At 62.0% G+C, this 24,410-nt stretch carries 26 protein-coding genes and 1 tRNA gene; 10 read left to right on the top strand and 17 right to left on the bottom strand.

Annotated features, from left to right (window positions below):
* Positions 1-5 precede the first annotated feature (5 nt).
* Positions 6-509 carry a CinA family protein gene (locus HUV48_RS02240; RefSeq protein ID WP_176266132.1) on the top strand — a complete coding sequence of 168 codons (504 nt, stop codon included), beginning with the start codon at positions 6-8 and terminating at the stop codon, positions 507-509.
* On the opposite strand, the gene HUV48_RS02245 is transcribed toward HUV48_RS02240, so the two are convergent.
* Positions 467-931: a type II toxin-antitoxin system RatA family toxin gene (locus HUV48_RS02245; protein WP_176266133.1), complete on the bottom strand. Its 465-nt coding sequence runs from the start codon at positions 929-931 to the stop codon at positions 467-469. The genes HUV48_RS02240 and HUV48_RS02245 overlap by 43 nt on opposite strands.
* Complete coding sequence (gene lipA, locus HUV48_RS02250) at positions 931-1,878, bottom strand: lipoyl synthase (RefSeq protein WP_176266134.1); 948 nt, start codon at positions 1,876-1,878, stop codon at positions 931-933. The genes HUV48_RS02245 and lipA overlap by 1 nt, the downstream gene beginning before the upstream one ends.
* A 105-nt stretch (positions 1,879-1,983) precedes the next feature.
* Here lipA and HUV48_RS02255 point away from each other — a divergent pair, with 105 nt between their 5' ends.
* On the top strand, positions 1,984-2,709 hold the full coding sequence (locus tag HUV48_RS02255) for an NYN domain-containing protein (RefSeq protein ID WP_176266135.1): 726 nt from the start codon (positions 1,984-1,986) through the stop codon (positions 2,707-2,709).
* A 75-nt stretch (positions 2,710-2,784) separates the two neighbouring features.
* On the opposite strand, the gene HUV48_RS02260 is transcribed toward HUV48_RS02255, so the two are convergent.
* The gene (locus HUV48_RS02260; protein WP_176266136.1) at positions 2,785-4,134 is read right to left on the bottom strand and encodes a tetratricopeptide repeat protein; all 1,350 of its coding nucleotides are present in this window, start codon (positions 4,132-4,134) and stop codon (positions 2,785-2,787) included.
* Between the two features lie 281 nt (positions 4,135-4,415).
* On the opposite strand from HUV48_RS02260, the gene gyrA reads away from it, so the two are divergent.
* Positions 4,416-7,262 carry a DNA gyrase subunit A gene (gyrA, locus tag HUV48_RS02265; protein ID WP_176266137.1) on the top strand — a complete coding sequence of 949 codons (2,847 nt, stop codon included), beginning with the start codon at positions 4,416-4,418 and terminating at the stop codon, positions 7,260-7,262.
* Here gyrA and HUV48_RS02270 read toward each other — a convergent pair.
* On the bottom strand, positions 7,259-7,927 hold the full coding sequence (locus HUV48_RS02270) for a lysoplasmalogenase family protein (RefSeq protein WP_176266138.1): 669 nt from the start codon (positions 7,925-7,927) through the stop codon (positions 7,259-7,261). The genes gyrA and HUV48_RS02270 overlap by 4 nt on opposite strands.
* Before the next feature lie 55 nt (positions 7,928-7,982).
* On the opposite strand from HUV48_RS02270, the gene trmFO reads away from it, so the two are divergent.
* Positions 7,983-9,350, top strand: coding sequence for a methylenetetrahydrofolate--tRNA-(uracil(54)-C(5))-methyltransferase (FADH(2)-oxidizing) TrmFO (gene trmFO / locus HUV48_RS02275; protein WP_176266139.1), 1,368 nt, complete (start codon positions 7,983-7,985; stop codon positions 9,348-9,350).
* Between the two features lie 3 nt (positions 9,351-9,353).
* Here trmFO and HUV48_RS02280 read toward each other — a convergent pair whose 3' ends face one another.
* Positions 9,354-9,809 carry an EF-hand domain-containing protein gene (locus tag HUV48_RS02280; RefSeq protein WP_176266140.1) on the bottom strand — a complete coding sequence of 152 codons (456 nt, stop codon included), beginning with the start codon at positions 9,807-9,809 and terminating at the stop codon, positions 9,354-9,356.
* A gap of 51 nt (positions 9,810-9,860) precedes the next feature.
* Entirely contained in the window at positions 9,861-10,529 is a 669-nt protein-coding gene (locus HUV48_RS02285) for a squalene/phytoene synthase family protein (RefSeq protein WP_404799914.1), read from the bottom strand.
* 186 nt (positions 10,530-10,715) lie between these two features.
* Here HUV48_RS02285 and HUV48_RS02290 point away from each other — a divergent pair, with 186 nt between their 5' ends.
* From HUV48_RS02290 to HUV48_RS02300, 3 genes are read left to right on the top strand one after another with little or no spacing between them, the layout of a single operon-like run.
* Positions 10,716-12,002 carry a TadE/TadG family type IV pilus assembly protein gene (locus HUV48_RS02290; RefSeq protein ID WP_217906649.1) on the top strand — a complete coding sequence of 429 codons (1,287 nt, stop codon included), beginning with the start codon at positions 10,716-10,718 and terminating at the stop codon, positions 12,000-12,002.
* Positions 11,999-12,532: a TadE/TadG family type IV pilus assembly protein gene (locus tag HUV48_RS02295; protein ID WP_176266143.1), complete on the top strand. Its 534-nt coding sequence runs from the start codon at positions 11,999-12,001 to the stop codon at positions 12,530-12,532. The genes HUV48_RS02290 and HUV48_RS02295 overlap by 4 nt, the downstream gene beginning before the upstream one ends.
* Positions 12,529-13,008, top strand: a complete 480-nt coding sequence (locus tag HUV48_RS02300; protein ID WP_176266144.1) for a TadE family protein — start codon at positions 12,529-12,531, stop codon at positions 13,006-13,008. The genes HUV48_RS02295 and HUV48_RS02300 overlap by 4 nt, the downstream gene beginning before the upstream one ends.
* Positions 13,009-13,062: 54 nt before the next feature.
* Here the strand turns inward: HUV48_RS02300 and HUV48_RS02305 are convergent, their stop codons facing one another.
* The 4 genes from HUV48_RS02305 to HUV48_RS02320 form a co-directional block, all read right to left on the bottom strand.
* Positions 13,063-14,460 carry a pyruvate dehydrogenase complex E1 component subunit beta gene (locus HUV48_RS02305; protein WP_176266145.1) on the bottom strand — a complete coding sequence of 466 codons (1,398 nt, stop codon included), beginning with the start codon at positions 14,458-14,460 and terminating at the stop codon, positions 13,063-13,065.
* Positions 14,460-14,810: a DUF4440 domain-containing protein gene (locus HUV48_RS02310; RefSeq protein WP_176266146.1), complete on the bottom strand. Its 351-nt coding sequence runs from the start codon at positions 14,808-14,810 to the stop codon at positions 14,460-14,462. Before HUV48_RS02310 ends, HUV48_RS02305 begins: the two co-directional genes overlap by 1 nt.
* Positions 14,810-15,886: a pyruvate dehydrogenase (acetyl-transferring) E1 component subunit alpha gene (pdhA, locus tag HUV48_RS02315; protein WP_404799911.1), complete on the bottom strand. Its 1,077-nt coding sequence runs from the start codon at positions 15,884-15,886 to the stop codon at positions 14,810-14,812. The genes HUV48_RS02310 and pdhA overlap by 1 nt, the downstream gene beginning before the upstream one ends.
* A gap of 122 nt (positions 15,887-16,008) precedes the next feature.
* Complete coding sequence (locus tag HUV48_RS02320) at positions 16,009-16,341, bottom strand: FtsB family cell division protein (RefSeq protein WP_176266148.1); 333 nt, start codon at positions 16,339-16,341, stop codon at positions 16,009-16,011.
* 153 nt (positions 16,342-16,494) lie between these two features.
* Between HUV48_RS02320 and hppD the strand changes: the two genes are divergently transcribed.
* Entirely contained in the window at positions 16,495-17,619 is a 1,125-nt protein-coding gene (hppD, locus tag HUV48_RS02325) for a 4-hydroxyphenylpyruvate dioxygenase (RefSeq protein WP_176266149.1), read from the top strand.
* A gap of 86 nt (positions 17,620-17,705) precedes the next feature.
* On the top strand, positions 17,706-18,578 hold the full coding sequence (locus HUV48_RS02330) for a mechanosensitive ion channel family protein (protein WP_176266150.1): 873 nt from the start codon (positions 17,706-17,708) through the stop codon (positions 18,576-18,578).
* Positions 18,579-18,600: 22 nt separating this feature from the next.
* Here HUV48_RS02330 and HUV48_RS02335 read toward each other — a convergent pair.
* The 4 genes from HUV48_RS02335 to grxC form a co-directional block, all read right to left on the bottom strand.
* Positions 18,601-18,677 (bottom strand) — tRNA-Arg (locus HUV48_RS02335).
* Positions 18,678-18,716: 39 nt separating this feature from the next.
* On the bottom strand, positions 18,717-19,217 hold the full coding sequence (locus tag HUV48_RS02340; protein WP_176266151.1) for a DUF1178 family protein: 501 nt from the start codon (positions 19,215-19,217) through the stop codon (positions 18,717-18,719).
* A gap of 10 nt (positions 19,218-19,227) precedes the next feature.
* The gene (locus HUV48_RS02345; RefSeq protein WP_176266152.1) at positions 19,228-20,043 is read right to left on the bottom strand and encodes a carbon-nitrogen hydrolase family protein; all 816 of its coding nucleotides are present in this window, start codon (positions 20,041-20,043) and stop codon (positions 19,228-19,230) included.
* 3 nt (positions 20,044-20,046) lie between these two features.
* On the bottom strand, positions 20,047-20,310 hold the full coding sequence (gene grxC, locus HUV48_RS02350) for a glutaredoxin 3 (protein WP_176266153.1): 264 nt from the start codon (positions 20,308-20,310) through the stop codon (positions 20,047-20,049).
* 173 nt (positions 20,311-20,483) lie between these two features.
* On the opposite strand from grxC, the gene HUV48_RS02355 reads away from it, so the two are divergent.
* Positions 20,484-20,972 (top strand): Hsp20 family protein, encoded by a 489-nt coding sequence (locus tag HUV48_RS02355; RefSeq protein ID WP_176266154.1) that lies wholly within the window; start codon positions 20,484-20,486, stop codon positions 20,970-20,972.
* A 261-nt stretch (positions 20,973-21,233) separates the two neighbouring features.
* Here HUV48_RS02355 and pyrG read toward each other — a convergent pair whose 3' ends face one another.
* From pyrG to tpiA, 3 genes are all read right to left on the bottom strand, one after another.
* On the bottom strand, positions 21,234-22,865 hold the full coding sequence (gene pyrG, locus HUV48_RS02360; RefSeq protein WP_176266155.1) for a CTP synthase: 1,632 nt from the start codon (positions 22,863-22,865) through the stop codon (positions 21,234-21,236).
* A 109-nt stretch (positions 22,866-22,974) separates the two neighbouring features.
* The gene (secG, locus tag HUV48_RS02365) at positions 22,975-23,373 is read right to left on the bottom strand and encodes a preprotein translocase subunit SecG (RefSeq protein ID WP_176266156.1); all 399 of its coding nucleotides are present in this window, start codon (positions 23,371-23,373) and stop codon (positions 22,975-22,977) included.
* Positions 23,374-23,436: 63 nt separating this feature from the next.
* On the bottom strand, positions 23,437-24,201 hold the full coding sequence (tpiA, locus tag HUV48_RS02370; protein WP_176266157.1) for a triose-phosphate isomerase: 765 nt from the start codon (positions 24,199-24,201) through the stop codon (positions 23,437-23,439).
* Between the last annotated feature and the right edge of the window lie 209 nt (positions 24,202-24,410).

A 24,410-nucleotide genomic window follows, 5' to 3' on the forward strand; every position in this document is an offset into this window, starting at 1 on the left:
CAGCCATGACCGATACGCTTCTACCGTCCGATATCACCGAACTCGCCGCGCGCGTGATCGAAGAGAACCGCGCTGCCGGACGCAGGATCGCGCTTGCGGAAAGCTGCACCGGAGGACTCGTCGCGGCGGCCCTTACCGAGATTGCCGGCTCCTCCGACGTGCTCGACCGCGGCTTCGTGACCTATTCGAACGAAGCGAAAATGGAGAGCCTCAATGTGGCGAGCGACCTTATCGAGACGTTCGGGGCCGTATCGATCGCATGCGTCTGGGCCATGGCGCAAGGGGCGCTCGCCAACAGCCGCGCGGACGTGGCGGTCGCAATTAGCGGCGTTGCCGGACCGGGCGGCGGTTCCGCGCTGAAACCGGTGGGAACGGTTGTCTTCGCTCGCTCCGTCAGGGGTAGCGACGGAGAGCCGGAAGGCGAACTCAGATCGTTCGGCGCGGATTTGTCGCGCGCCGAAATCCGTCACCGCGCGGCGGTTTGCGCGCTCGAATTGTTGTTGCCGTAAAGTTCGTCCGCCCGCGCTTCGAACGCGGCGACCATCTTGCGAAAAGCACGGTCGAAATACTGCCCGGCTAGTGCTTCGAAAACGCGGTTCTTAAACGTGAAATCGACGCAGAAATCGACTTCGCATCCGCCGTCGTCCCTCGGAGTGAAACGCCAAGCGTTATCGAGATCGCGCAAGGGGCCATCGACGTAGCGCACGTCGATTGCCGAAGGGCGGTCTTTCGTCACTTCGGAGGTGAACTTCTCCCGGATCGCTTTGAACCCGACAAGCATGTCGGCTCGCAGCTTCGTCTCGCTCTCGCTTTTCACGCGGGTCGCGATGACCCACGGCAGGAACTCGGGATAGCGCGCTACGTCGGCGACGAGGTCGAACATCTGCTCGCAGCTATAGGGCAGCACGCGTTTCTGCGTAATTCCCGGCATCAGCTGGCCTTGGCAGCGGCTTTCGCCAGTTTCGCTTCGCGGTTCGCGCGCATCTGCGCGAAGTCGTCGCCCGCGTGATAGCTGGAACGGGTAAGGGGCGATGAAGCGACCTGCAGGAAGCCCTTGGCCCGCGCGATCGAGCCGTAGGCATCGAACTGCTTGGGAGTGACGAACTCCTCGACCGCGGCGTGCTTCGGAGTCGGCTGGAGATACTGGCCCATCGTCATGAAATCGATGTCCGCACTTCGCATGTCGTCCATGACCTGATGCACTTCGAGGCGCTGCTCGCCGAGGCCCAGCATGATGCCGGACTTGGTGAAGATCATCTGATCGTGGCTCTTCACCTCTTCCAGAAGGCGAAGTGAAGCGTAGTAGCGTGCGCCCGGACGAATTGTCGGGTAAAGGCGCGGCACGGTTTCGAGGTTATGGTTGTAAACGTCCGGCCCGGCTTCGCAGATCGCCTCGACCGCGGCGCGCATCTTGCCGCGGAAATCGGGGGTCAGGATTTCGATCGTCGTTTGCGGGGTCTCGCGGCGAAGCGCTTCGATCACCTTTACGAACTGCCCCGCCCCGCCGTCCGGCAGATCGTCGCGGTCGACGCTGGTGATGACGATATGTTCGAGGCCCATCTTTGCTGCCGCAACCGCGGTGTGTTCCGGCTCGAGCGGATCGACCATCCGCGGCATTCCGGTCTTCACGTTGCAGAACGCGCAGGCCCGGGTGCATACGTCGCCGAGGATCATCACCGTGGCGTGCTTCTTCGTCCAGCACTCGCCGATGTTCGGGCAAGCCGCCTCTTCACATACCGTGTTGAGGCCGAGGTCGCGCATCAGCTTGCGGGTCTCGTGATATCCCTGACTTACGGGCGCCTTGACCCGGATCCAATCGGGTTTGCGCTGGCGCTGGGGACGTTCGGCAGGCTGCGGAATGGAGGAGAGATCGTTCATTGCCCTCCACTTAAGGATGGGCGGCGCGCCAAGCAAGCCGTGGATAGCTATTCGGCGGCGGTATGGTGCGCTTGCGCCCATACCCGCGCGCGGCCATGAGAAGGCATGACCGACAGCCAGACACGCAACATCGCGCTCCTCATCGATGCCGACAACACCACCCCGCAGGGCATCGACCCGGTGCTGACCGTCATGGCGGAGGTCGGACAGGTCAATATCCGGCGCGCCTACGGCAACTTCGCGAAGGACAATCTCGCCCGCTGGGACAAGATTACCAACAAATACGGCATCCGCCCGCACCAGCAGTTCGACGTATCGAAGGGCAAGAACGCGACCGATATGGCGATGACGATCGATGCGATCGACCTCCTGTACCAGGGTAAGGTCGACGGCTTCGGCCTCATGACCTCGGATAGCGATTTTACGCCGCTCGTCACAAGGCTGCGTCAAGACGGACTGCTCGTCTACGGGTTCGGTGAAGCCAAGACCCCGCAAGCGTTCAAATCGGCCTGCACCCGCTTCCTCGAGATCGGGAAACTCATCGCGACCAACGCGGCTGACGACGTGCCGAGCGGGCGGCGCAGCAATACCGAAGGCGGCGCGATCGATGACGATCTGATGGAGCTTATCGGTGCGGCCTACAAGGAAGCCAAGCGCGACGAGGAAGGGTTCGCGAAGCTGCAGCAGGTCGGGCAGATCGCGGGCAACCGCTCGAGCTTCGACGTACGCAACTACGGCTACAAGAGCCTGTCTGAAATGTTCCGTTCGCTCGACAACTTCAAGATCGAACGGCGCGAGGGCAATCAGGTGTTCGTCAAGCGCCTCCGCTAAGGCGCGGGTCGGAAAAAGAAAGGGGCGCGAATACCGCTCGGTATCCACGCCCCTTTCGATCATATTCGACCTTGCTTAGCCGCCCGTGACTGCCGCCTGTGTAGCGGGTGACGTCGTTCCGTTCGCCTGCTGCGCGGCGTAGGCGCTCCACAGTTCCGCGATGTACTGGCGATTGCCGGTCACTTGCTCGAGCGTCTGCTGCGCTTCGGCATAATTGCCTGCGTAAACCTGCGCGATACCGATGCGGGTCATCAACATGTTCTTGTCCGTGCCCGCCTTGTCGAGCGCCATCCGGTAGAACTTCTCGGCCTTCTCCGGCTGGTCGTAGTTCAGGAAGGTATCGCCGGCGGAAACAACGAGTGCGGGCTTGGCCGAAGCCTGGCTGGCATCGCGCTCAAGACCAGGAAGCTCCGCCCTGTCGCTGCTGATGCGCGACTGCGCAGCGCTGTAGGCTTCCTTCGCATACGGATCGCTGCGCGGAATGAGGCCAGAAGAGTAACCCTCGTCGATCACTGCCACCACTTCGCCCGGCATGGTGCGTGCATCGAGAGCATCGACATATTCGAGCAACTCGTTCTTCTGACGGAACGTCCCGGTCTGCCGCTGGAGGCGTAGCAGATCGAGCATTTCCGTTTCATTCATTGGCGTGAGTGAGCGCGTCACTACGATCGCATCGCCCCAGCTGTCGTTGGTCGGGTACTGCGCAGCATACATCAAAGCAAAGTCGCGGGCTTGGTCGGCTAGATTGTTCTCATAGGCTACCGCCAGACCACGACGAAGAAACGCTTGATCTGGCTTCTGTCCCGCGGCGAGCTGTTCGTCGACCTTGCGCTTCAAAAAGGCCAGACCTTCTGCCGGTTGTCCGCCCTTGATGTAGGTTTCGACCAGAACACCGGTCGGGTCGCTAGCCGAATATCCGGCGGCAAGTGCCGCTTCGATGTACTGCCGCGCCTTGGTATAGTCTTCTGCCTCGTAAGCAAGCGAGCCGGCGACATAATTGAACTGTCCAGCATTCGCGGAGGGAGTCTTGCCGCTGGCGAGCATCATTTCGAGGCCGCGCAGCTGAAGGGATTGGTCCTGCGCCTTAACACCCGTGTTGTAGACGAAATTGCCGGCTACGAACTTGTCGTCAGGTGTAGTCGCTGCAGCGGTCACCGGAGCGACCGCGGCCTGGAGTGCCGCAACATCGGGTGTAGGGGCATTGAGCAGCGCTTCGTTCGGTTGATAAGCAGCAATGAAGGCATCCGAGTAGTTCTTCTGCTCGGCCTGTGCCGTCTCGTCCTTCTTCTTCTTTTTCTGCGCGAATGCAGGCGTTTCGAGCGCCGCGGTCGTAACCGCTGCACCGGTCGTCAAGGCTATGGCGAGCGCCAGGCCCGAAATCCGGCTGCGGGGACGCCGGCGCGGGGAAAGAAACGTCGAAAGCATAATCAAACTCCAGTTGCGAATATTATTTACCGGGACTGAGGTAGCCGGGTAGGCAGGTCGCTTCTCATCCCTAAACTCTTGTTTTCCTGTATGTCCTATCGGGTGTGAACGGTATTTGAACATTTAAGGCAGCAGGTGCACCCCGGAAGGCGGATCATGTGTGGAAAAAGCGCACGGATCGGCGCTTTGGTTCCCGCTTCCGGTGGCGGTTTGCGCCGCCGTGCACTACATAGGCAGGGTAACCGGCGCGGGTATTTTCCGCGTGCAATGGATGAAGCTTCTTGAGCGACGAAACCGAAGTACTCGACCCCCCGATGGCGCCTGCACCGCAGGCGCGTATCGACATCGTGGACGAGATGAAGACGAGCTATCTCGATTACGCGATGAGCGTGATCGTCAGTCGTGCCCTGCCCGACGTTCGCGACGGTCTGAAACCGGTCCATCGGCGCATTCTGTTCGCCAGTAACGAAGGCGGCTTCGTTGCGGGGCGCCCTTACCGCAAGTCGGCGAAGATCGTCGGCGACGTCATGGGTAACTATCACCCGCATGGGGACAGCGCGATTTACGACGCACTGGCCCGCATGACGCAGGACTGGTCGCTGCGCGTTCCGCTGATCGACGGTCAGGGCAATTTCGGCTCGATGGACCCCGATCCGCCCGCCTCAATGCGTTATACCGAGGCGCGGCTGGCGAAGGTGGCCGAGGCGCTGCTAGCCGATCTCGACAAGGATACGGTTGATTTCGCGGACAATTACGACGGCAGCCGGAGCGAGCCGACGGTCCTTCCGGCGCGCTTTCCCAACCTGTTGGTCAACGGCGCGGGCGGTATCGCAGTGGGCATGGCCACGAATATTCCGCCGCACAACCTCGGCGAAGTCATCGACGCCTGTCTTGCCTTCATCGACGATCCGGCCATTACGTCCGAAGAACTGTTCAAGATCGTACCGGGGCCCGACTTTCCCACTGCACCGCTGATACTGGGCCAGTCGGGGGCGAAGGCCGCCTACACTACCGGGCGCGGCTCGATCCTCATGCGCTGCCGGCACGAGGTCGAAAGCACGCGCGGCGCAAAGAGCGAAGGGCGTGAGAGCATCGTGCTGACCTCGATCCCCTTTCAGGTAGGCAAGTCCGGCCTGGTCGAAAAAATTGCCGAAGCGGCCAAGGACAAGCGGATCGAGGGCATTTCGGACATCCGGGACGAATCGAGCCGCGAGGGCGTGCGCGTCGTCGTCGATCTCAAGCGCGATGCCTCTCCCGAAGTCGTGCTGAACCAGATCTGGCGCTATACGCCTGCGCAGTCGAGCTTCCCCGCGAATATGCTTGCCATCCGCGGCGGGCGGCCGGAAACGCTCTCGCTGCGCGATATCATCCAGGCGTTCATCCAGTTCCGCGAGCAGGTCATCACGCGGCGCACCAAGTTCGAACTGAACAAGGCCCGCGAGCGCGCGCACATCTTGCTCGGTCTCGTAGTCGCCGTATCGAACCTCGACGAAGTGGTCGCGATGATCCGCTCCTCGCCCAATCCGGCCGAAGCGCGCGCCAAGCTGCTGGCCCGCGAATGGCCGATTGGCGACATCGCGCAGTACATCGCGCTCGTCGAAGCGATCGAACCCGATGCCGAGCAGGAGGGCGGAACCTACCGCCTGTCCGAACGGCAGGTGAAAGCGATCCTCGAACTGCGTCTGCACCGCCTTACGGCTCTCGGCCGGGACGAGATCGGCGACGAACTGAAGGAACTGGCTACCGCGATTGAGGACTATCTCGACATTCTCGGCGACCGCGCGCGGCTGTACAGCGAAATGCGCACCGAGTTTCAGGAAATCCGCGACAATTACGCGACCCCGCGCCTGTCCGAAATCGCGCCTGCATGGGACGGCCTCGAAGACGAAGACCTGATCGAGCGCGAGGATATGGTCGTCACCGTTACGCATGGCGGGTACATCAAGCGCACCCCGCTGGGTTCCTTCCGGGCGCAGGCGCGCGGCGGCAAGGGCCGCAGCGGCATGGCGACCAAGGAAGAGGACGCCGTGGTCGAAATGTTTGTAACATCGACCCATAACCCGGTTCTTTTCTTCACGAATACCGGCCGCGTCTACCGTATGAAGGTATGGAAGCTTCCCGAGGGCAGTCCGCAAACGAAGGGACGACCGATGGTCAATCTCCTCCCGCTCGGCGAGGACGAGCGCGTAACGAACGTGCTTCCCCTGCCGGAGGACGAGGAAGACTGGGCAGCGCTCAACATCGTTTTCGCTACCGAACAAGGCATGGTCCGCCGCAATTCGATGGATGCCTTCACGAACGTCCCGTCGAACGGGAAATATGCGATGGGCTTCGTCGAAGGCAGCGGCGACCGGCTGATCGGCGTCGAATTGCTGAGCGAGGATCAAGAAATCTTCCTCGCTTCGGATTCCGGCAAGGCTATCCGTTTCTCCGCCACCGATGCGCGAGAAACAAAGAGCCGCACCGGGATCGGCGTGCGCGGAATGAAGCTCAAGGAGGGGCAGAAGGTCGTTTCCATGGCGGTGCTCGACGCCGGCGAAACCGATACGGAAACGCGCGATGCCTACCTGCGCGCAGCCGCGTGGAAGAACAACGACGCCGAACCGACACTCTCTGCTGACAAGGTCGCGGAGATGGCCGAAAACGAGGAGTTCATTCTCACCCTCACATCGCGTGGGTACGGCAAGATCTCATCTGCATTCGAATACCGCACGATCGGCCGCGGCGGCATGGGCCTCACGAATATCGGCGAGCCTTCCAGCAACCCGGACCGCAACGGTTCGGTCGTTGCCAGCTTCCCGGTGAAGCATGGCTCGCAGCTCATGCTCGTGACCGATCAGGCCAAGCTCATCCGGCTGCCGATCAACCTCAGGCACCTCGTCGAGGGCGGGTTCGGCAATCATTCCGGATACTCTATTTCCGGGCGCGGATCGTCGGGCGTGCGGATCTTTCATGTCGCCAAGGGCGAATCGATAGTCGGCGCCGCCTTGATCGACGAGACGGAAGAGCCGGAGAACGAGGCCGAAGAAGCGATCGCGCAGGAAATGCTCGAACGACGCGGCGGTAACGACGAAACTTCGCCCGATACGCCGGAAGCGCGTGACGATCCTCCGCCGACCGAGGCTTAGAGGCCTCGGCGTGCGGGGTTTCGCAGCCTGCCCTTGCGCAGTGTCTGGACCTTTCCGGTCGCGATCATGAATACGCCTGCATAGTAGACCGGCCAAATCAGCCAGTCCGCTATGCCGACGTCCGAGATCGGCCCCTCACGCCAGAACAGGAGGAGGTCGGAAATAACGAAAAGGACCGCCCCGGTTCCGACGCGGTAGCGCGGAAAGGCACTGGTCCACGCGGCTGCGCCCATCGCGCCTAACGCTACGCCGTACAGCGCAGCGAGCCAGTCGCCTGTCAGCAGCCAGGCCAGGACCGGTACGCCGAAGAGAAGCGCAAATCCGGCGCCTTTCTGCGAGGCGGTTAGCGAGCGGCGCTGGTACTGCCGGAACAGCAGGATTGCTGCCAGATGTCCGCCGAAAAATGCCGCTCCGCCCCACGCCAGATAAAGTTCGATCAGCATGTCACCGAGCGCGTAAAATGCCAGAACTACGGTCAGCAATATTCCGTGCGGTGTGCGCAGACGGCGGAACGCGTAGAGCGCGAGCGCGCCGACCGCTGCGCCCTTCAACGCGATCAAGTACGTTCCGCCGATTTCGTCGTCCGACAGGAAATAATACAGGGCCGCAGCGAGCACCCCGGCGAGAAGCCACGGACGGTGTTCGACAAGCGATCTGCGTGGCACTGGCCCCTCCCCTTGAACTTGCGCCGCCAGCCTGCGGGGCCTACCTCGGCCTGCAATGACCCACGACATTCAAATCATCGGCGGCGGCCTTGCCGGTTCGGAAGCCGCTTGGCAACTTGCGCAGCGCGGTTTCGCGGTCAGGCTGTCGGAGATGCGCGGCAGCGGCGACACCACTCCGGCGCACCAAAGCGACGGGCTGGCGGAACTGGTCTGCTCAAACTCCTTCCGCTCCGACGACGACGAGCGCAACGCCGTCGGGTTGCTGCATCACGAAATGCGGCAGCTGGATTCGCTCATCATGGCTGCAGGGGAGACAGCGCGCGTGCCGGCGGGCTCCGCAATGGCGGTGGACCGCGAGGTCTTTTCCGCGAATGTCGAACGCGCCCTCGCCGAGCATCCCAAGGTCACCGTCGTGCGCGAGCGGATCGATACGCTGCCAGCCTCCGGGCCGACTATCGTCGCAACCGGCCCGCTGACCGCAGCGGCGCTGGCCGATAGTATCGTATCCGCGACCGGTTCTGACCGGCTCGCATTCTTCGACGCCATCGCGCCCATCGTCCACCGCGACAGCATCGACATGGACGTCGCGTGGATGGCATCGCGCTGGGACAAGGGCTCGGGTCCGGACGGCGATGGCAAGGACTACATCAACTGTCCCATGACCAAGGAGCAGTACCTCACCTTCCATCAGGGCCTGCTCGACGGCGATAAGACCGAGTTCAAGGACTGGGAGATGGACACGCCCTATTTCGAAGGGTGCATGCCGATCGAGGTTATGGCTGCGCGCGGGGTCGATACGCTGCGCTATGGGCCGATGAAGCCGGTGGGGCTCGACAACCCTCACTGGGCTACGGAGCAGTATCCGGCAGGCCGCTGGGCTCATGCGGTCGTGCAGCTGCGGCAGGACAATGCGCTGGGTACGCTGTGGAACATGGTCGGCTTCCAGACGAAGCTGAAGCACGGGGCGCAGGTCGAATTGTTTCGAACGATACCCGGCCTCGAGAACGCCGAGTTCGCGCGGCTCGGCGGGTTGCACCGCAATACATTCCTGAACTCGCCCGTCGTGCTCGACCGGAGACTGCGGCTGAAGGGGGCGGAGCATATTCGCTTCGCCGGGCAGATCACGGGCTGCGAAGGTTATGTCGAGAGTGCTGCGATGGGCCTTATCGCGGGAATCATGGCCGCGCAGGAAATGTCGGGAATGACGGAGACGCAGCCGCCGCGGACCACCGCGTTCGGCGCGCTTCTGGCGCATATCACCGGAGACGCGGAAGCGGACAGCTATCAGCCGATGAACATCAATTTCGGACTTTTCCCGCCGCTCCACGAAGTCGGGAAGAAGCAGCGCAAGGAGGCTTATACAGCTCGTGCGAAAAGCGATCTCGCGCAGTGGATTGCGGAAGCGCGCGCACTCGCTGCTTGAGGCTTACTTCGATCGGGTCGAAAGGAACTCGCTCGGCGTAAGGTAGCGGTCGCGATTGCCATCTGCGCCGTCGAACTTGTCGACCGTGGTGACCGCCCATTCCTCGAAGGTCAGCAGATTATTGCCGTCGACATCGAGCTTGCGGAAACTGGCAACGCGGGTCGCCAGCATCTCGTTGCGCGAGATCTTCCAGTCGCGGTTGCGGTCGTAGCGGAAGAAACGGCGCTGTTCCTTGGTAAGCTCGTCCGCTTCGGGCAGTGCCGGCCCCGTCATGTTAGCGAATCGGGCCATGTCGGCTTCGGGAAGCTCTGGATCAGCGTAGTCGCCCTGCACCGACAGTTCGGGGCGGTCGGACGGCGGGGGAGCGCCGCGCTCTACCTCCGCCCTGCCCTGCAGCCAGAAGCTCCCCAGCCCAGCGACGAACAGTGCCCCGAAAGCACCCAAAGCGATCCTGTTCATTCCCGTTCCCTACGCCTGACCGGCTCCGCGCGAGCTGCTCGCCGTGCCGCGTCAGCGCCCCAGCAGGGCGATCCGCATGGCAGCGAGCATTGCGCCGCGGTCCTCGACGGCCCGGACGCCGCCAGCCGCGATGCTGCGCTCCGCCAACCCGGCGAGAATAGCGAGCGGACGTAAAGCGCGGGTTAAACGCGCCCGCCGTGGCAATTCACTTTCGAGTTCCATTGCGAGTTCGCGCGCTTCGGTCTCGCCAGCCGCGGCCGCAGCATCGCCATAGGACCAGCGCCGCGCCTCTATCTTCACCGTCTCTGCATCGTCGGATGCGCCGGCGGCGTCCGCCCAAGCCTGCATCAGTAACGCGCGCCCTTTGGCAAATTCGCCCAGGCCCTTGCGTGACGCGGCACCGAGCGTCGCCTCCCAGCCATCGACAAGGGATATGAGGGCAACCTCGCGGCCGTTCCATTCGCGACCCAGCGCATCGAGTAACGGATCGCCCTTCGGCCGTGCGGCCGCCTCCTCCCGCAGCCGGTCGCGCCACCATGCAAGCTTCATTTGCGCGAGTATCGGCTCGTTCGCCTGCCTCACCACCCGCTCCAGCTTCCGGTCGAAGGCGAAACCCGCGTGCAGCATCGTCCGCACTCCGGGAGCCGCATATGTCAGGGCCAGCCGCTCCGGAAGAGGCAGTTCCGAACTGTCGAGCAGGGGGCCGGATTGCTCGTTGATCGTCGTGCCCCCTCAAACGACCAGGCGCGGATCGGTCAACGCAGCCGGACGGGCGCGATCGGTCACCAGTTTTGGAAAGGCAGAATTAACCATGTGAATTGAGCAATCCGTAAGCCCCCGAGCCTATCAAGGCAAACGTCCAGAATTCTATGAAGAGGCTTTACGATGCGGCGACTCGCAAATTGCTTGAAGGCGCTGAAGGTCGACAAGAGCGGCAATGCCATGCTGATCGTCGCTCTCGGTGTCCCGAGCCTCGTCGGCGGAGCAGGCTTCGCGATCGATACGGCGCAGTGGTACATGTGGAAGCGCGAGCTTCAGCATTCGGTCGACCAAGCGGCCTATGCCGGTGCCTGGGCGCTGGCGCATGACAGGAACTCGACGACTTATCTGACCCGCGCGCAGCAGGAGTATGCGGCGAACCTGAAGGTAACGACCGATTTTGCGTCCAGTGCGCGCGTCGTGAAAGCTAACTATGCAGGCGGCACGAACAATAGCGTGTTGGTCACGGCTTCGGCCAGCCAGAGCCTTCCCTTCTCCAGCTTCATCATGGGCCGGGCTACCTCGGTCAGCGTGTCGGCGCAGGCAAGTTTCGCGTCCGGCTTCGAATACACCGCCTGCCTCGTTTCGACGGCGACCACCGGTACGGGTACGACCATCGGCGGCAACGCGACGGTCCGCGCACAATGCGGCCTTGCAGCCCTGTCCTGCGACCCGGACGTACCGGCAATCGAGATCGACGGTTCGGCAAACGTCGAAACCAGCATCATCGCAGCGTGCGGCGGAATCGAAGCTAACAATTACGACGACGAAGAAGCCGAAGAACATGTCGCCGAGAACATCGGCGAAGGCGTGCTCGAAGACATCTACGCAGAGCTCGATCCGCCAACCGACGATCGGCCGCGCACGGCGAACTGCACCGGCAGCGGCCGATACAAGCAGATGACGCTTGAGCCGGGTACTTACAGCACGATCAGCATCCACTGCACGACGGTCCTCAAGAAAGGCATCTATGTCGTCGACGGCGGCACGCTCGATCTGACGGGGAACTACGACGTTAACGGTCAAGGGGTCATGTTCGTTCTGCGTAACGGTGCGCAGCTCAAACTTGGCGGATCGGGCAACGGAAACAAGCTCAACCTGACGCCGCCGACCGAAGCTGATCTGGTCGGTCTCGTTGGTCCGGAACAGGCGAAGAAACTGGAGGGTATCCTCGTTTTCGAAGAGCGCGATAACGAGCCTGCACAGCCTGGACATATTTTCAACGGCAATTCGCATTCGCTCGTCGAGGGGCTGATCTACCTGCCGTCGGGCGAGCTGACGATCAACGGCACGGCGAACGTAACATCGCAGTGCTTGCAGATCACGGCGAAGCGCCTGCGCATCAATGGTAACGCTACGATCGAAACGCTTTGTCCCACGGACCAAACCACTGTGGTCGGCAGCGGGGTTCCGAAAGTGAGGCTCGTAGCATGATCGGTCTCTCTATCGTCCCCGCGCTACTCCGGGATAAGACCGGGTCTTTCGCGATCGAAACGGCTTTTGCCGCACCGGTTCTCATCACCTTGGCACTCGGCACGTTCGAGATTGGCTCGATCGTCTCCCGCCAGCAGGAACTGCAATCGGCAGCACTAGAAGGCGAGACGATCGCGCTCGCCGTGAACCAGGGGGCCGAGATCGAGGTTTCCGAACTGGAAGCGATCATTCGTGATTCCGTCGGACTGACCGACGACCAGGTTACGATCGAGCGCTTCTATCGCTGTGATGCCGATGCAGGAACCGTGGCCGACCCTCTTCTGTGCAACACAGCCGATGAAGATGCAGAGATCGATCCGGCAATGAGCGCCGCTACGGCAGACGGCGAAACCGGCGAGGCGGAGGCCGAACCCATCGTCAGTTCCTACATCCGCATCCGGCTGCAGGACACATATACGCCGGTATGGACCAATTTCGGGGTCGGCGAACCGCTCGAATTTAATGTCGATCGGTCGGTGATGCTGTCATGAGGCTACCGCAGAAGTCGAAGCGCTTGCTGCGCGACAGTAGCGGCGCGACCGCTATCGAGTTCGCGCTGCTTGCCCCGGCATTCCTGATGCTCTTCATCGGTGTGCTCCTTGTCGGTGTCTACATGCAGAACCATAACGCCGTCCGTTCCGTTGCGGCCGACACGGCGCGGCAGGTCGCAGTCGCATACCAGCGCGGAAACGACCTCAACGACAACGAGGTACGCGCGATCGCGCGCGGTATCGCCGTCAGCCCGCCCTACTTGCTGAAGAACAATCGCTTTCAGGTCGAAAGTACGCCGGAAGCGACCAGCCGCGTGACCGGTGCGAAAGAGATCCGCATCGATCTGTCCTATGCGATGAACGATTTCCTGCCCTTCGTGGACATGGATAGCTTCGCATTGCAGTATTCGCGGCCCATCTTCGTCGTGCCGCCGTCCGCACCAGCAACCGAAGCGGAAGTGACTACCGGCGCCTGACCCTTGAAGGCGGCGCCGGACAGCGCCGTCCGTCAGAACGCGGTCTGCCGAACGCTAGTCTACGTAGCAGACCTTCTTGACCGCCGCGATGATCCGCGGCGTATCTATGAGCGCCATCTTCTCGAGGTTTGCAGCATAGGGTAGCGGCACGTCCTCGTTCGTTACGCGCAGTACCGGCGCGTCGAGATGGTCGAACCCGTCCTCCATGCAGATCGCCTGGATTTCCGAAGCGATGGAGCAGGTCGGCCAGCCCTCTTCAGCGATGACCAGACGGTTCGTCTTCGCAAGGCTTTCGAGGACCGTCTGCTTGTCCAGCGGGCGCAGCGTGCGCAGGTCGATGACTTCGGCCTCGATGCCGTCTTCCGCCAGCTTCTCCGCAGCGTCCAGAGCCAGTCCTACGCCAATCGAGTAGCTGACGATCGTCACGTCGCTGCCCTCGCGCATGATCCGGGCCTTGCCGATCGGAAGCGTGTAGTCGTCGAGCTTGGGAACGTCGAAGCTGCGTCCGTAGACGAGTTCGTTCTCGAGGAACACCACCGGGTCGTCGCACTGGATCGCGGCCTTCAAAAGCCCTTTGGCGTCAGCGGAATCGTACGGGCAAATGACGATCAGGCCCGGTACGCTCGCATACCACGGCCCGTAGTTCTGGCTGTGCTGCGCCGCGACGCGGCTCGCCGCGGCATTGGGGCCGCGGAACACGATCGGGCAGCGCATCTGGCCGCCGGACATGTAGTTCGTCTTCGCTGCCGAATTGATGATGTGATCGATCGCCTGCATGGCGAAGTTGAAGGTCATGAACTCGACGATCGGACGCAGGCCGCCCATGGCAGCGCCGGTTCCGATCCCAGCGAACCCGTATTCGGTAATCGGCGTGTCGATGACCCGCTTCGGCCCGAATTCGTCGAGCAGCCCCTGCGTGACCTTGTACGCACCTTGGTACTCGGCGACTTCCTCGCCCATCACGAACACGCGCTCGTCCTTGCGCATTTCCTCGGCCATCGCGTCGCGCAGGGCTTCGCGCACCGAAGTGCTGACCATTTCCGTACCTTCGGGAATTGCAGGATCGCTGACCGGCTCGCGCGTAGCGGACGGCTTGGTGATCTCGGCTTCGCTCGGATCACGGCCGACGTCCTTGCCCTCGCCTTCAACGTCCTCAGCGGTATCGGCGTTTTTACTTGGCTCCGGCGCTTCGATGTCGGAAGCGTCCTCACCTTCGCCTGCCAGCATTGCGATGACGGTGCCGACGGCGACATTCTCGGTCCCTTCTTCGACAAGCAGCTTACCGACCGTACCTTCGTCGATGGCTTCGAATTCCATCGTCGCCTTGTCGGTCTCGATTTCGGCGAGAATATCGCCGGGGGAAATCGTGTCGCCTTCCTTCACCAGCCACTTGGCAAGCGTTCCTTCCTCCATCGTGGGAGAAAGCGCGGGCATTTTAAGTTCGATAGCCATCAGTCGATTACCGTTTGTTGATGCTGGATAAGCTGCCAGTCGCCGCCGACAGCGTGATAGGTGCTCGTGCAATGAGCGGCGTACCGCGTGTCGTCCGCGTGCTCCGCTTCGGCGCGGTAGGCGATGACGATCGCATTCTTGTCGCTGCGGGACAGCGCCTGCTGCGACATCGCGACCGATTGCCAGCCTTCGCGGTCAGCCATCGCCTCGCTCGCTTCGCTCCCTGTTAGGATGCCGCCGCCCGGCATGACCAGCAGTGCTTCGCCGGCGACGAGCTCGGAATAGGCGCTACCGCCTTCGAGCCACAGCCGTTCTTCCGCAAGCCAGACGGCTTCGTCGGTAATGGCCATCAGTACTGGCCTACGAGAACGTCGGTATAAAGCTCTTGCGCATCGGGTTCGGGCGAGTTTTCGGCGAAGTCCGCCGCTTCGCCGACGATCTTGCGGATGCGCTTGTCGATGTCCTTGAGTTCGTCCTCGCTCTTACCCTTGTCCATCAAGGTCTTTTTAAGGCCTTCGATCGGATCCTTGGTGTCGCGGAAGTCCTGCACCTCCTCGCGCGTGCGGTACTTTGCAGGATCGGACATGGAATGGCCGCGGTAGCGGTACGTGTTGCATTCCATCAGGACCGGGCCGTTGCCGCTGCGAACGTGATCGAACGCGACTTCGGCTGCGCCGCGCACTTCGAGGACGTCCATGCCGTTCACGTCCATTCCCGGTATCCGGAAAGCTGCGCCGCGGCGGTAGAATTCGGTTTCCGCACTGGAGCGCTTGACCGCCGTGCCCATCGCGTACTGGTTGTTCTCGACCACGAACACGATCGGCAGGTTCCAGAGCGCAGCCATGTTGAAGGTCTCGTAGACCTGTCCCTGGTTCGCCGCGCCGTCGCCGAAATAGGCGAGGCACAGGCCGCCATCGTCATTGTACTGGTGGGCAAGCGCCAGTCCGCCGCCGAGCGGCACCTGCGCACCGACGATCCCGTGACCGCCGTAAAACTTATGCTCGGTGCTGAACATGTGCATCGAGCCGCCCTTCCCCTTGGAAATACCGGCGGCGCGGCCGGTCAACTCGGCCATGATCACCTTGGGATCGATCCCGTAGGCGAGCATGTGCCCGTGATCGCGGTAGCCGGTAATGACGCTGTCCCGGTCGTTGTCGAGCGCGCTCTGCAGGCCGATCGCAACGGCCTCCTGGCCGATGTAGAGGTGGCAGAAGCCGCCGATCAGGCCGAGGCCGTAAAGCTGGCCGGCCTTTTCCTCGAACCGGCGGATAAGCAACATCTGTTCGTAGAAGCGCATCATTTCATCGTCGCTGGCGTCGTAGCGCCGCTGTGCTTCGAACTTTTCCTGCAAGGCCTTCAGCGAGAAGCCGTCATCCGCGCCCGCATGGTCCGCATCGCCTGATTTGGGTGTCGAAGCTTTCGCCAACTTGTGCATCCTTCCGTTCGGTAACGTATTCACGCATCGCTTTGCTGACGCTGCGGAAAGCTGCCTATAGGACGAAGCCGGCGAGGCGCGCAACGCCTCTGCATACGAAATTAAAGTACAGCTTATTCGCCCTGCTGCGCGGGCTTGTCGAGGATGATGACTTTCTCGTCCGGATGCACGACGTCGAGGTTCTGGCGAATGAGTTCGCTCACCAGATCGGGGTCGGCATTGTCGGGCGAAAGCAGTTCGACGCGGTGCTTCAGATGCTCGCGCTTTTCCTGCAGGATCGCAAGCCGCGCGGCGCGATCGTCGCGCAGGCGCAGGTTCTCGCCCCATGCGAGAAGACCGGACGGCCCGATGACGGAGAGCCCGGCGAGTAGGCACACACCGGCGAGCGCAGCGGTGCGAAAGCGCCGCTCCGTGCTGATGATCCTCCTGATGTCCACTCCGTCCATGAATGTGTTAGAACCACACTTAACCATCTCCATCAAGCGTTATCTGTGCCTAAGCTGATGAGATGCAGCAATTTTGCGCCGCACTGCGAGCGCAACTTGCAATTTGAACGGAATTTGGTTACAACTGTAACTACATTATCAGGAGAGACTGCCATGCCCGATTTGTTCGAAAACCCCGCCGGCCTCGATGGCTTCGAGTTCGTGGAATTCTGCGCGCCGGAGAAAGGCGTGCTCGAACCGGTGTTCGAGGCGATGGGCTTCACGCATGTCGCAACGCACCGCTCGAAGGACGTCCACCTGTGGCGGCAGGGCGGCATCAATCTCATCGCCAATTACGAACCACGCAGCGCCGCTTGGTATTTCGCGCGCGAGCACGGCCCTTCGGCCTGCGGCATGGCATTCCGGGTGAAGGACGCACAGAAAGCCTATGATCACCTGATCGAGAAAGGCGCGGAGCCGGTTCAGAACGAGCCCGGCCCGATGGAACTGCGTATTCCCGCGATACGCGGTATCGGCGGCGCGATCCTGTATCTTGTCGACCGCTACCAAGGCGAAAACGGGGATGACGACGCACTGACGATCTACGACATCGATTTCGAATATCTTCCCGGTGTCGAGCGCCATCCCCTCGGCGCAGGGTTCGAGAAGATCGATCACCTCACGCACAACGTCTACAACGGACGGATGAAGTACTGGGCGGACTATTACGAAAGCCTGTTCAATTTCCGCGAGATCCGCTTTTTCGACATCAAGGGCGAATATACCGGCCTCACCTCCAAAGCTCTGACCGCGCCCGACGGAAAGATCCGCATTCCGCTCAACGAGGAAGGTGAAGGCGGCAAAGGCCAGATCGAGGAATTCCTAAAGGAGTTCAACGGCGAAGGCATCCAGCACATCGCGCTCATCTGCGACGATCTCTTCGCCTGCTGGGACAGGCTCAAGAAGTTCGGCGTGCCGTTCATGACTGCACCGCCTCAAACCTATTACGAGATGCTGTCCGAGCGGCTTCCGGGCCACGGCGAGCAAGTGGAGCAACTGAAGTCGCGCGGCATCCTGCTCGACGGAACCACCGAAGGCGGACAGCCGCGCTTGTTGCTGCAGATCTTCGCAGAAGCGCAGGTCGGACCGGTGTTCTTCGAGTTTATCCAGCGCAAGGGCGACGAAGGCTTCGGCGAAGGAAACTTCAAGGCGCTGTTCGAGAGCATGGAACGCGACCAGATAAAGCGCGGCACCCTCAGTGTCGCGGAGCGCGAGACTGCGCCTGTCGATCCCGCTTGAGGAAGAGTTTTTCTAGCCACTGGCTCTTGCCGCGGAAACCCGTTAGCAACCGCACCCGTTTACCGCGGTAAAAGGCCAGCACGCGCATGAATTACATCCAGACGATCCGGACGCAGCTCCAGGAAATGGCGACGGGCTTCGTTGCGGCTCTGCCGAGCCTCGCGATCGCCCTCGTCATCGTCTTCATTACCTGGATCGTGGCGCGCTTTGCCGCGCGCATCGCCGACGGTATGATCGGCAGGACGGATATCCGGCCGAGCCTGGAAAACCTGATCACGACGCTCGTCAAGCTCGGCATCTGGCTGATCGGGCTGATGATCGCGGCTATCGTGGTCATGCCGGGGCTGACGGCCGCCAGCCTGATTGCAGGCCTCGGAATCGGGGCCGTTGCGATCGGCTTCGCGTTCCAGGACATCTTCGAGAACTTCCTCGCCGGCGTCCTCATCATGGTGCGCGAGAAGATGCGGATCGGCGACGTCATCGAATGCGAAGGCATCAAGGGCAAGGTCGAGCATATCACGCTGCGCGAAACGCACATTCGTTCGCTGGCGGGCGAGGTCACGCTCGTCCCCAACTCGATGCTGTTCAAGAACCCGGTCCTCATCCTCACCGATGAGGACGAACGGCGGCACGAAGTCGTCGTCGGCGTGTCCTACGATACCGACCTCGACCATGCGGCAGACGTAATCGAGCGCGCGGTCCGATCGATCGACGGTCTCGATCTGACCAAGGGCGTCGACATCTTCGCACAGGAATTTAATTCGAGCTCGGTCGATTTCCTCGTGCGCTGGTGGGCCGGTTCGACGCCGCGAGCAGGTTGGGAAACGAAGGACAAGGTCGTGCGAACGGTAAAGCGTGCGCTCGACGATGCTGGCATTGAGATCCCCTTCCCCTACGTCACTCACACCTTCAAGGAGCGCGTACCGATCGGCAAGCGTCCGGGCGAAGAAGCAAACTAGGAAAGAACGCGCGCCGGAAGCGTGGTGCGCCCGACAGGATTCGAACCTGTGGCCCCCAGATTAGGAATCTGGTGCTCTATCCGACTGAGCTACGGGCGCGCCGCGAATGCCAATAGTCGCGCATGAGCGCGCTGGCAATCAGTTGACCTCGTCCGGCGGCACGAACGGCACGATGATCGGGGTAACCGTGATCCCTTCCTCAAGGAGGTCGCGGGCCTCTTTTGCGGTCGCCTTTCCGTGGACCGGCTTTTCCTCCGCCTCGCCGTAATGCATCCGGCGGGAGGTTTCCGCGAATTTGTCGCCCACCCATTCGCTCGATTTGAGCGCCGCCTGCTGCGCCTTGGCGAGCGCCTTTACCGCCTTTTCGAATTGCGGTTTCAGTTCGGCGGGAATGTCGGGCATCGGCGCGCTTGTGGCGGGCAGTTTTTCTTCAGTTTCAGGCCGGGCTGGCAGTTTACGCTCGCTCCGGTTGCCCTTTGGCGAAACGGCGGGCGCGACCGGCGCTTTCCCGATTTGCTTGCTGCCGCAATTCGGGCATTCGACGAGCCCTCGCGCAAGCTGGTCGCCATAGTCGGTGGACGAGCGAAACCAGGCTTCGAACCGGTGACCGGCTCCGCATTTCAAGTCGAAAACGATCATATGCAGTTTGCTATGAGGGTATGTCGCGCCGGTTGGCAAGGCTTGGGACCTGCCGCCGCACCGCTTCGATCCTGTTCAAGTCGATATTCACGAAGCCTAAGCCTGGCTCGTTGCCACCCATGTCGAGGAGGACCTCGCCCCACGGATCGACGACGAGGCTGTGGCCATAGGTCTGCCGCCCATCCTCATGCGTTCCGACTTGCGCCGCTGCGACGACGAAGGCACTCGCCTCGATAGCCCGCGCGCGAAGGAGAACGTGCCAATGCGCAGCGCCGGTCGGGCGAGTGAAGGCCGCAGGAATGGCGATGCAGTCGCAGTGCCTGCGGCCGAGCGCCTCGAACAGGGCAGGAAAGCGCATGTCATAGCAGATTGCAAGTCCCAGCTTGCCGACAGGCGTATCGTCGCAAACACCAACGGCGGAACCGGCCTCGTAGGCGTTCGATTCCTTCCAGCTTTCGCCCGACGCGAGATCGACATCGAACATGTGCATCTTGTCGTAAGCGAACGGCTGTTCTCCGCTCGGGGGACAGAACCATAGCCGGTTGACGCGCTTCTCGCCTGAACCGGCAACGGGCGCGCCGACGACGAGGTAGATGCCGTTTTCTCCGGCTACGTTCGCGAGCCGTTCCGGCCATTCTTGCGCTGCGTCGCTGTCGATGTGCCGCCCTGCCCGCTCGCGGTTCCGATCGAGGAGGAGCGCCATTTCGGGCGCGAACAGCATCTCCGCCCCGCCCTCGCAAGCTTCTCTCGCGGCATTCGAGATGGTCTGAAAGTTGGCGTCCGGGTCGATGCCCGAAGTCATTTGCAGGACGGCGATGCGCGGCACGGTTCAGCCTTGCAGAAGCGCGTCGAGCTTGCCCTCGCGTTCCAGCGCGGCCAGATCGTCCGAGCCGCCGACGTAGGTATCGCCGATGAAAATTTGCGGAACCGTGCGCGCCTCAGGTGCGCGTTCCAGCATTTCCTGCTTCTTTTCCCCGCCGAGCGTCACGTCGTGTTCGTTGAACTCCGCCCCCTTGTCGCTCAAGAGCCTCTTCGCTCGCATGCAGTAGCCGCAGCCGAACTTGGTATAGATATCGATAGTCGGCTGGCTCATGCTTGCTCCTGAAAATTGCAAACTTCGCGAGGTCCGGAAACTTGAAAGCCGTTTCCCGCGCGATTATCTTGGTTCGTGTCCATTCTGCCGATTACCGGAGAGCGGACATTCGGTCGAGGTGCCGCAAATGCGGGCTTCGTAAGAGAAAATTGCTCAAAGGAGGATTTGTTTCAATGAACCGTTTTGATTTTGGACCCTATCGCCGTTCCACCGTCGGTTTCGACCGGCTGTTCGATCTGCTCGAAGGCCAGGCCCGGCAGACCAGCGGCGACAATTACCCACCCTTCAATATCGAGCGTCAGGGCGACGACAACTACCGGATCACGCTTGCCGTGGCCGGCTTCCGCCCGCAGGACATCGACATCACGGCGCAGCAGAACCTGCTCGTCGTGCAAGGCAAGAAGCGTGAAGAGCGCGACGAAGGCCGCGAGATGCTGCATGCCGGCATCGCCAACCGCGGTTTCGAACGCCGCTTCGAACTAGCCGACTTTGTCCGTGTAGAACGAGCCGACCTCGCCGACGGTCTTCTGGTGGTCGACCTCGTCCGGGAGGTACCCGACGCGATGAAGCCGAAGAAGATCGCGGTCGGCGGTCAGCGCCAGAACACGCTCGAAGTCGTCGATGGCGACAAGGACGAAGGCGATCAGGCGAACGCTGCCTGATCAATTTTCCCTAATGCCGTAACTAATAGGGGGATGGGCCAGCGATGGCTCATCCCCCGCGGCGTTTAAGCCGCCCTACCCCTGTATCAACCGTCCGGGTCGCTTGAGACGACTGCGTACCGAGGCAAGCTCGAAATCTTGGTCGGTGACGCCGGTTTGCCCCCCATTGCCTACGCGAATCGCGGTTCTCTGCACGATAATTGCGCAGAACGGAAGGGGCTCGCGACAAATCTGTTTCAATATGAACCAGCTTGCCGAAGATTAAACCAGTCGCTCCTGCTCTAGAGCGGCGGCGATGAAACTCGCGAATAGCGGATGCGGTTCGAACGGACGCGACTTCAGTTCAGGGTGGAACTGCACGCCGACGAACCACGGATGATCGGGCCGCTCGACGATTTCCGGAAGCAGCCCGTCAGGCGACATGCCCGAAAACGCCAGACCCGTTTTCTCGAGGGCAGCGCGGTAGGAACCGTTCACTTCGTAGCGGTGGCGGTGGCGTTCCGAGATCTGCGCCGCGCCGCCGTAGATCTGCGAGATGCGGCTGCCGCTGACGAGATCGGCCACATAGGCTCCGAGCCGCATCGTGCCGCCCATATCGCCGCCAGCCTCGCGCTTCTGAAGACCCTCTTCGCTCATCCACTCGGTAATGATCCCGACCACGGGCTCTGTGGTATCGCCGAACTCGGTCGAGGACGCAGCCTCGATACCAGCCAGCTTGGCCGCTTCGATGCAGGCCATCTGCATGCCGAGGCAGATACCGAAGAACGGGACGCCGCGTTCGCGTGCGAAGCGCACGCTCGCGATCTTGCCCGCCGATCCGCGCTCGCCGAAGCCGCCGGGTACGAGGATGCCGTGAAGCGGTTCGAGAGCAGCGACGATGTCGGCATCGTCCTGTTCGAACACTTCCGCATCGATCCAGCGGATATTGACCCTTACCCGGTTGGCCATCCCCCCGTGGATCAATGCTTCATTGAGTGACTTGTAGGCATCGGGCAGGCCGACATACTTACCGACCACGCCGATCGTCACTTCGCTCTCGGGATGCTCGAACCGGTCGAGAATGTCGTTCCACCCCGACAGGTCAGGGTCGGGGCTTTCGAGACCGAAATGCTGAAGCAACTGCGCATCGAGGCCGCGCGCGTGATATTGAAGCGGTACGGCGTAGATGCTCGACGCATCGAGCGCCGGAATGACCGCTTCCTTGCGCACGTTGCAGAAATTGGCGATCTTCTGCCGCTCGGCGTCAGGCAGCGGATGTTCGCAGCGGCACAGCAGCATGTCGGGCTGAATGCCGAGGCTGGTAAGTTCGCGCACCGAATGCTGCGTCGGCTTGGTCTTGAGCTCGCCCGCGGCTGATATATATGGAACCAGGGTCACGTGGATGAAGGCGGTGCGCTGCGGTCCGAGTTCGTTCTTGAGCTGCCGCATCGCCTCGATGAACGGCAGGCTCTCGATGTCGCCGACGGTTCCGCCGATTTCGCACAGGATGAAGTCGTGATCGCCCTGGTCGTCGAGCGCGAAGTTCTTGATCGCGTCGGTCACGTGCGGGATGACCTGTACCGTCGCGCCGAGATAGTCGCCGCGCCGCTCTTTCGCGATGATGTCGCGGTACACCCTGCCCGAGGTGATGTTGTCCGACTGCCGCGCCGAAACGCCGGTGAAGCGCTCGTAATGGCCAAGGTCAAGATCGGTTTCCGCGCCGTCGTCGGTCACGAACACCTCGCCGTGCTGATACGGGCTCATCGTGCCCGGATCGACGTTCAGATAGGGGTCGAACTTACGGATGCGCACCTTGAACCCGCGCGCCTGCAAAAGCGCTGCGAGCGATGCCGCCATGAGACCTTTGCCGAGCGAGGAAACCACGCCGCCGGTGATGAAGATGTACCGCGCCATGGGAGAAGAGCCTTACGTCGCCGCCGCCCGCATACGCAAGCGTTTAGACAGCGCGGCCCGCAGAAATCCACAAGCCAGCGCGCTGCCGGATGAAGTTGGAAAGTTCGCCTTATTCGGCGAGCGGATCGACCGGCGCTGCAGGCTCGGTCGGTGCTTCGGTGGCAGGAGCGCCGCCGAGCGAACTCGATGCTGCATTGCCGGGCGCAAGCGGATCGGCCTGCCCAGCAGGCGTTACAGTCCGGTCGAGCGTCGAATCGACTGCATCGGCGCTCGTCGTTTCGACGGCAACCGCGGCGAGCGCAATCGACAACAGGACGAACACGATCGCGAGCGTCTTGGTCGTCCTTGTCAGGAAGTCCGCCGCACCACGTGCACTCAGCATGCCCGAAGGGCTTCCGCCTCCTCCGATACCCAGGCCCCCGCCTTCGCTGCGCTGCATCAGGATGACGCCGACAAGCGCGGCGGCCACGATGGCCTGAACGACGGTGAGGAAGAGGAAAAGGGACATGCTGTTACCTGGAATAAATGCTGTTCGGGCGCGATCTAGTCGCTTGCAAGCCAGCGCACAAGGTTATGCGCGTTCGTCCTCGCCTTCGGCAGCCGCGTATACGATACCGAGAAAGGCTTCTGCCGTCAGGCTCGCGCCGCCCACAAGAGCGCCGTCCACGTCTGCAAGCGCGAGGATGGCCGCGGCATTTTCCGCCTTCACCGAACCGCCGTAGAGAATGCGCGTTTCGGCAGCAGCGTCTCCGTACATGTCGGTCAGCAAACCGCGAATCGCGCCGTGCATCGCGGCAATGTCGTCCGTGGTCGGTACCCGGCCCGTGCCAATCGCCCAGATCGGCTCGTAGGCGACGGTGAGCCATTCGCTCGCATTGTCGCTTTCGGGCAAGGCTGCCTTCAGCTGACCCAGAACATGCGCTTCGGCTTCGCCGGCATCACGCTGCGCTTCGCTTTCGCCGCAGCAGAGGATGACCTGAAGACCGGCCTCGCGTGCAGCAGCGACCTTGTCGCGGATCAGCGCATCGCTTTCGCCGTGGTTCGTCCGCCGCTCGCTATGTCCGAGGATGACGAACTTCGCGCCCGCATCCAGCGCCATCGCGGCGGAAATGTCGCCCGTATGCGCGCCTTCGGTAAGAGCGTGGCAATCCTGCGCGCCGACGCCGATCTGCTCGACCTCGCGATGGACTGCATGGATCAGCGTGAACGGCGGAGCCAGCGCGACTTCTACCTTCATGTGCCGCTGCGAAGCACGGTCGATGGCGCGTGCCTCGGAAAGCATCGCGCGCGTGCCGTTCATTTTCCAGTTGCCGACGATATAGGGCCGTTCGGCCATCGTGTAATTCCTGCTTTCGGTTGTTTCTTCGGGTGCCGTCAGGCTGCCCGTTCGGATGGGTCCGGTAGCCGGACTTTATCCCAAGGTCAAAACCCAACGTGAGACGGTTGCCGCTTTGGTGCAGTCTCTATAAAGCGCTGTCCGCGCCGCCGAACACGGCCGGCAGAACGCGGTTGTACAGGAGAACGCTCCGGCTTCCGCGCGTAGAG

Origin of the sequence: Qipengyuania atrilutea (assembly GCF_013370205.1) — a bacterium.
Taxonomy (GTDB): Bacteria; Pseudomonadota; Alphaproteobacteria; order Sphingomonadales; family Sphingomonadaceae; genus Actirhodobacter; species Actirhodobacter atriluteus.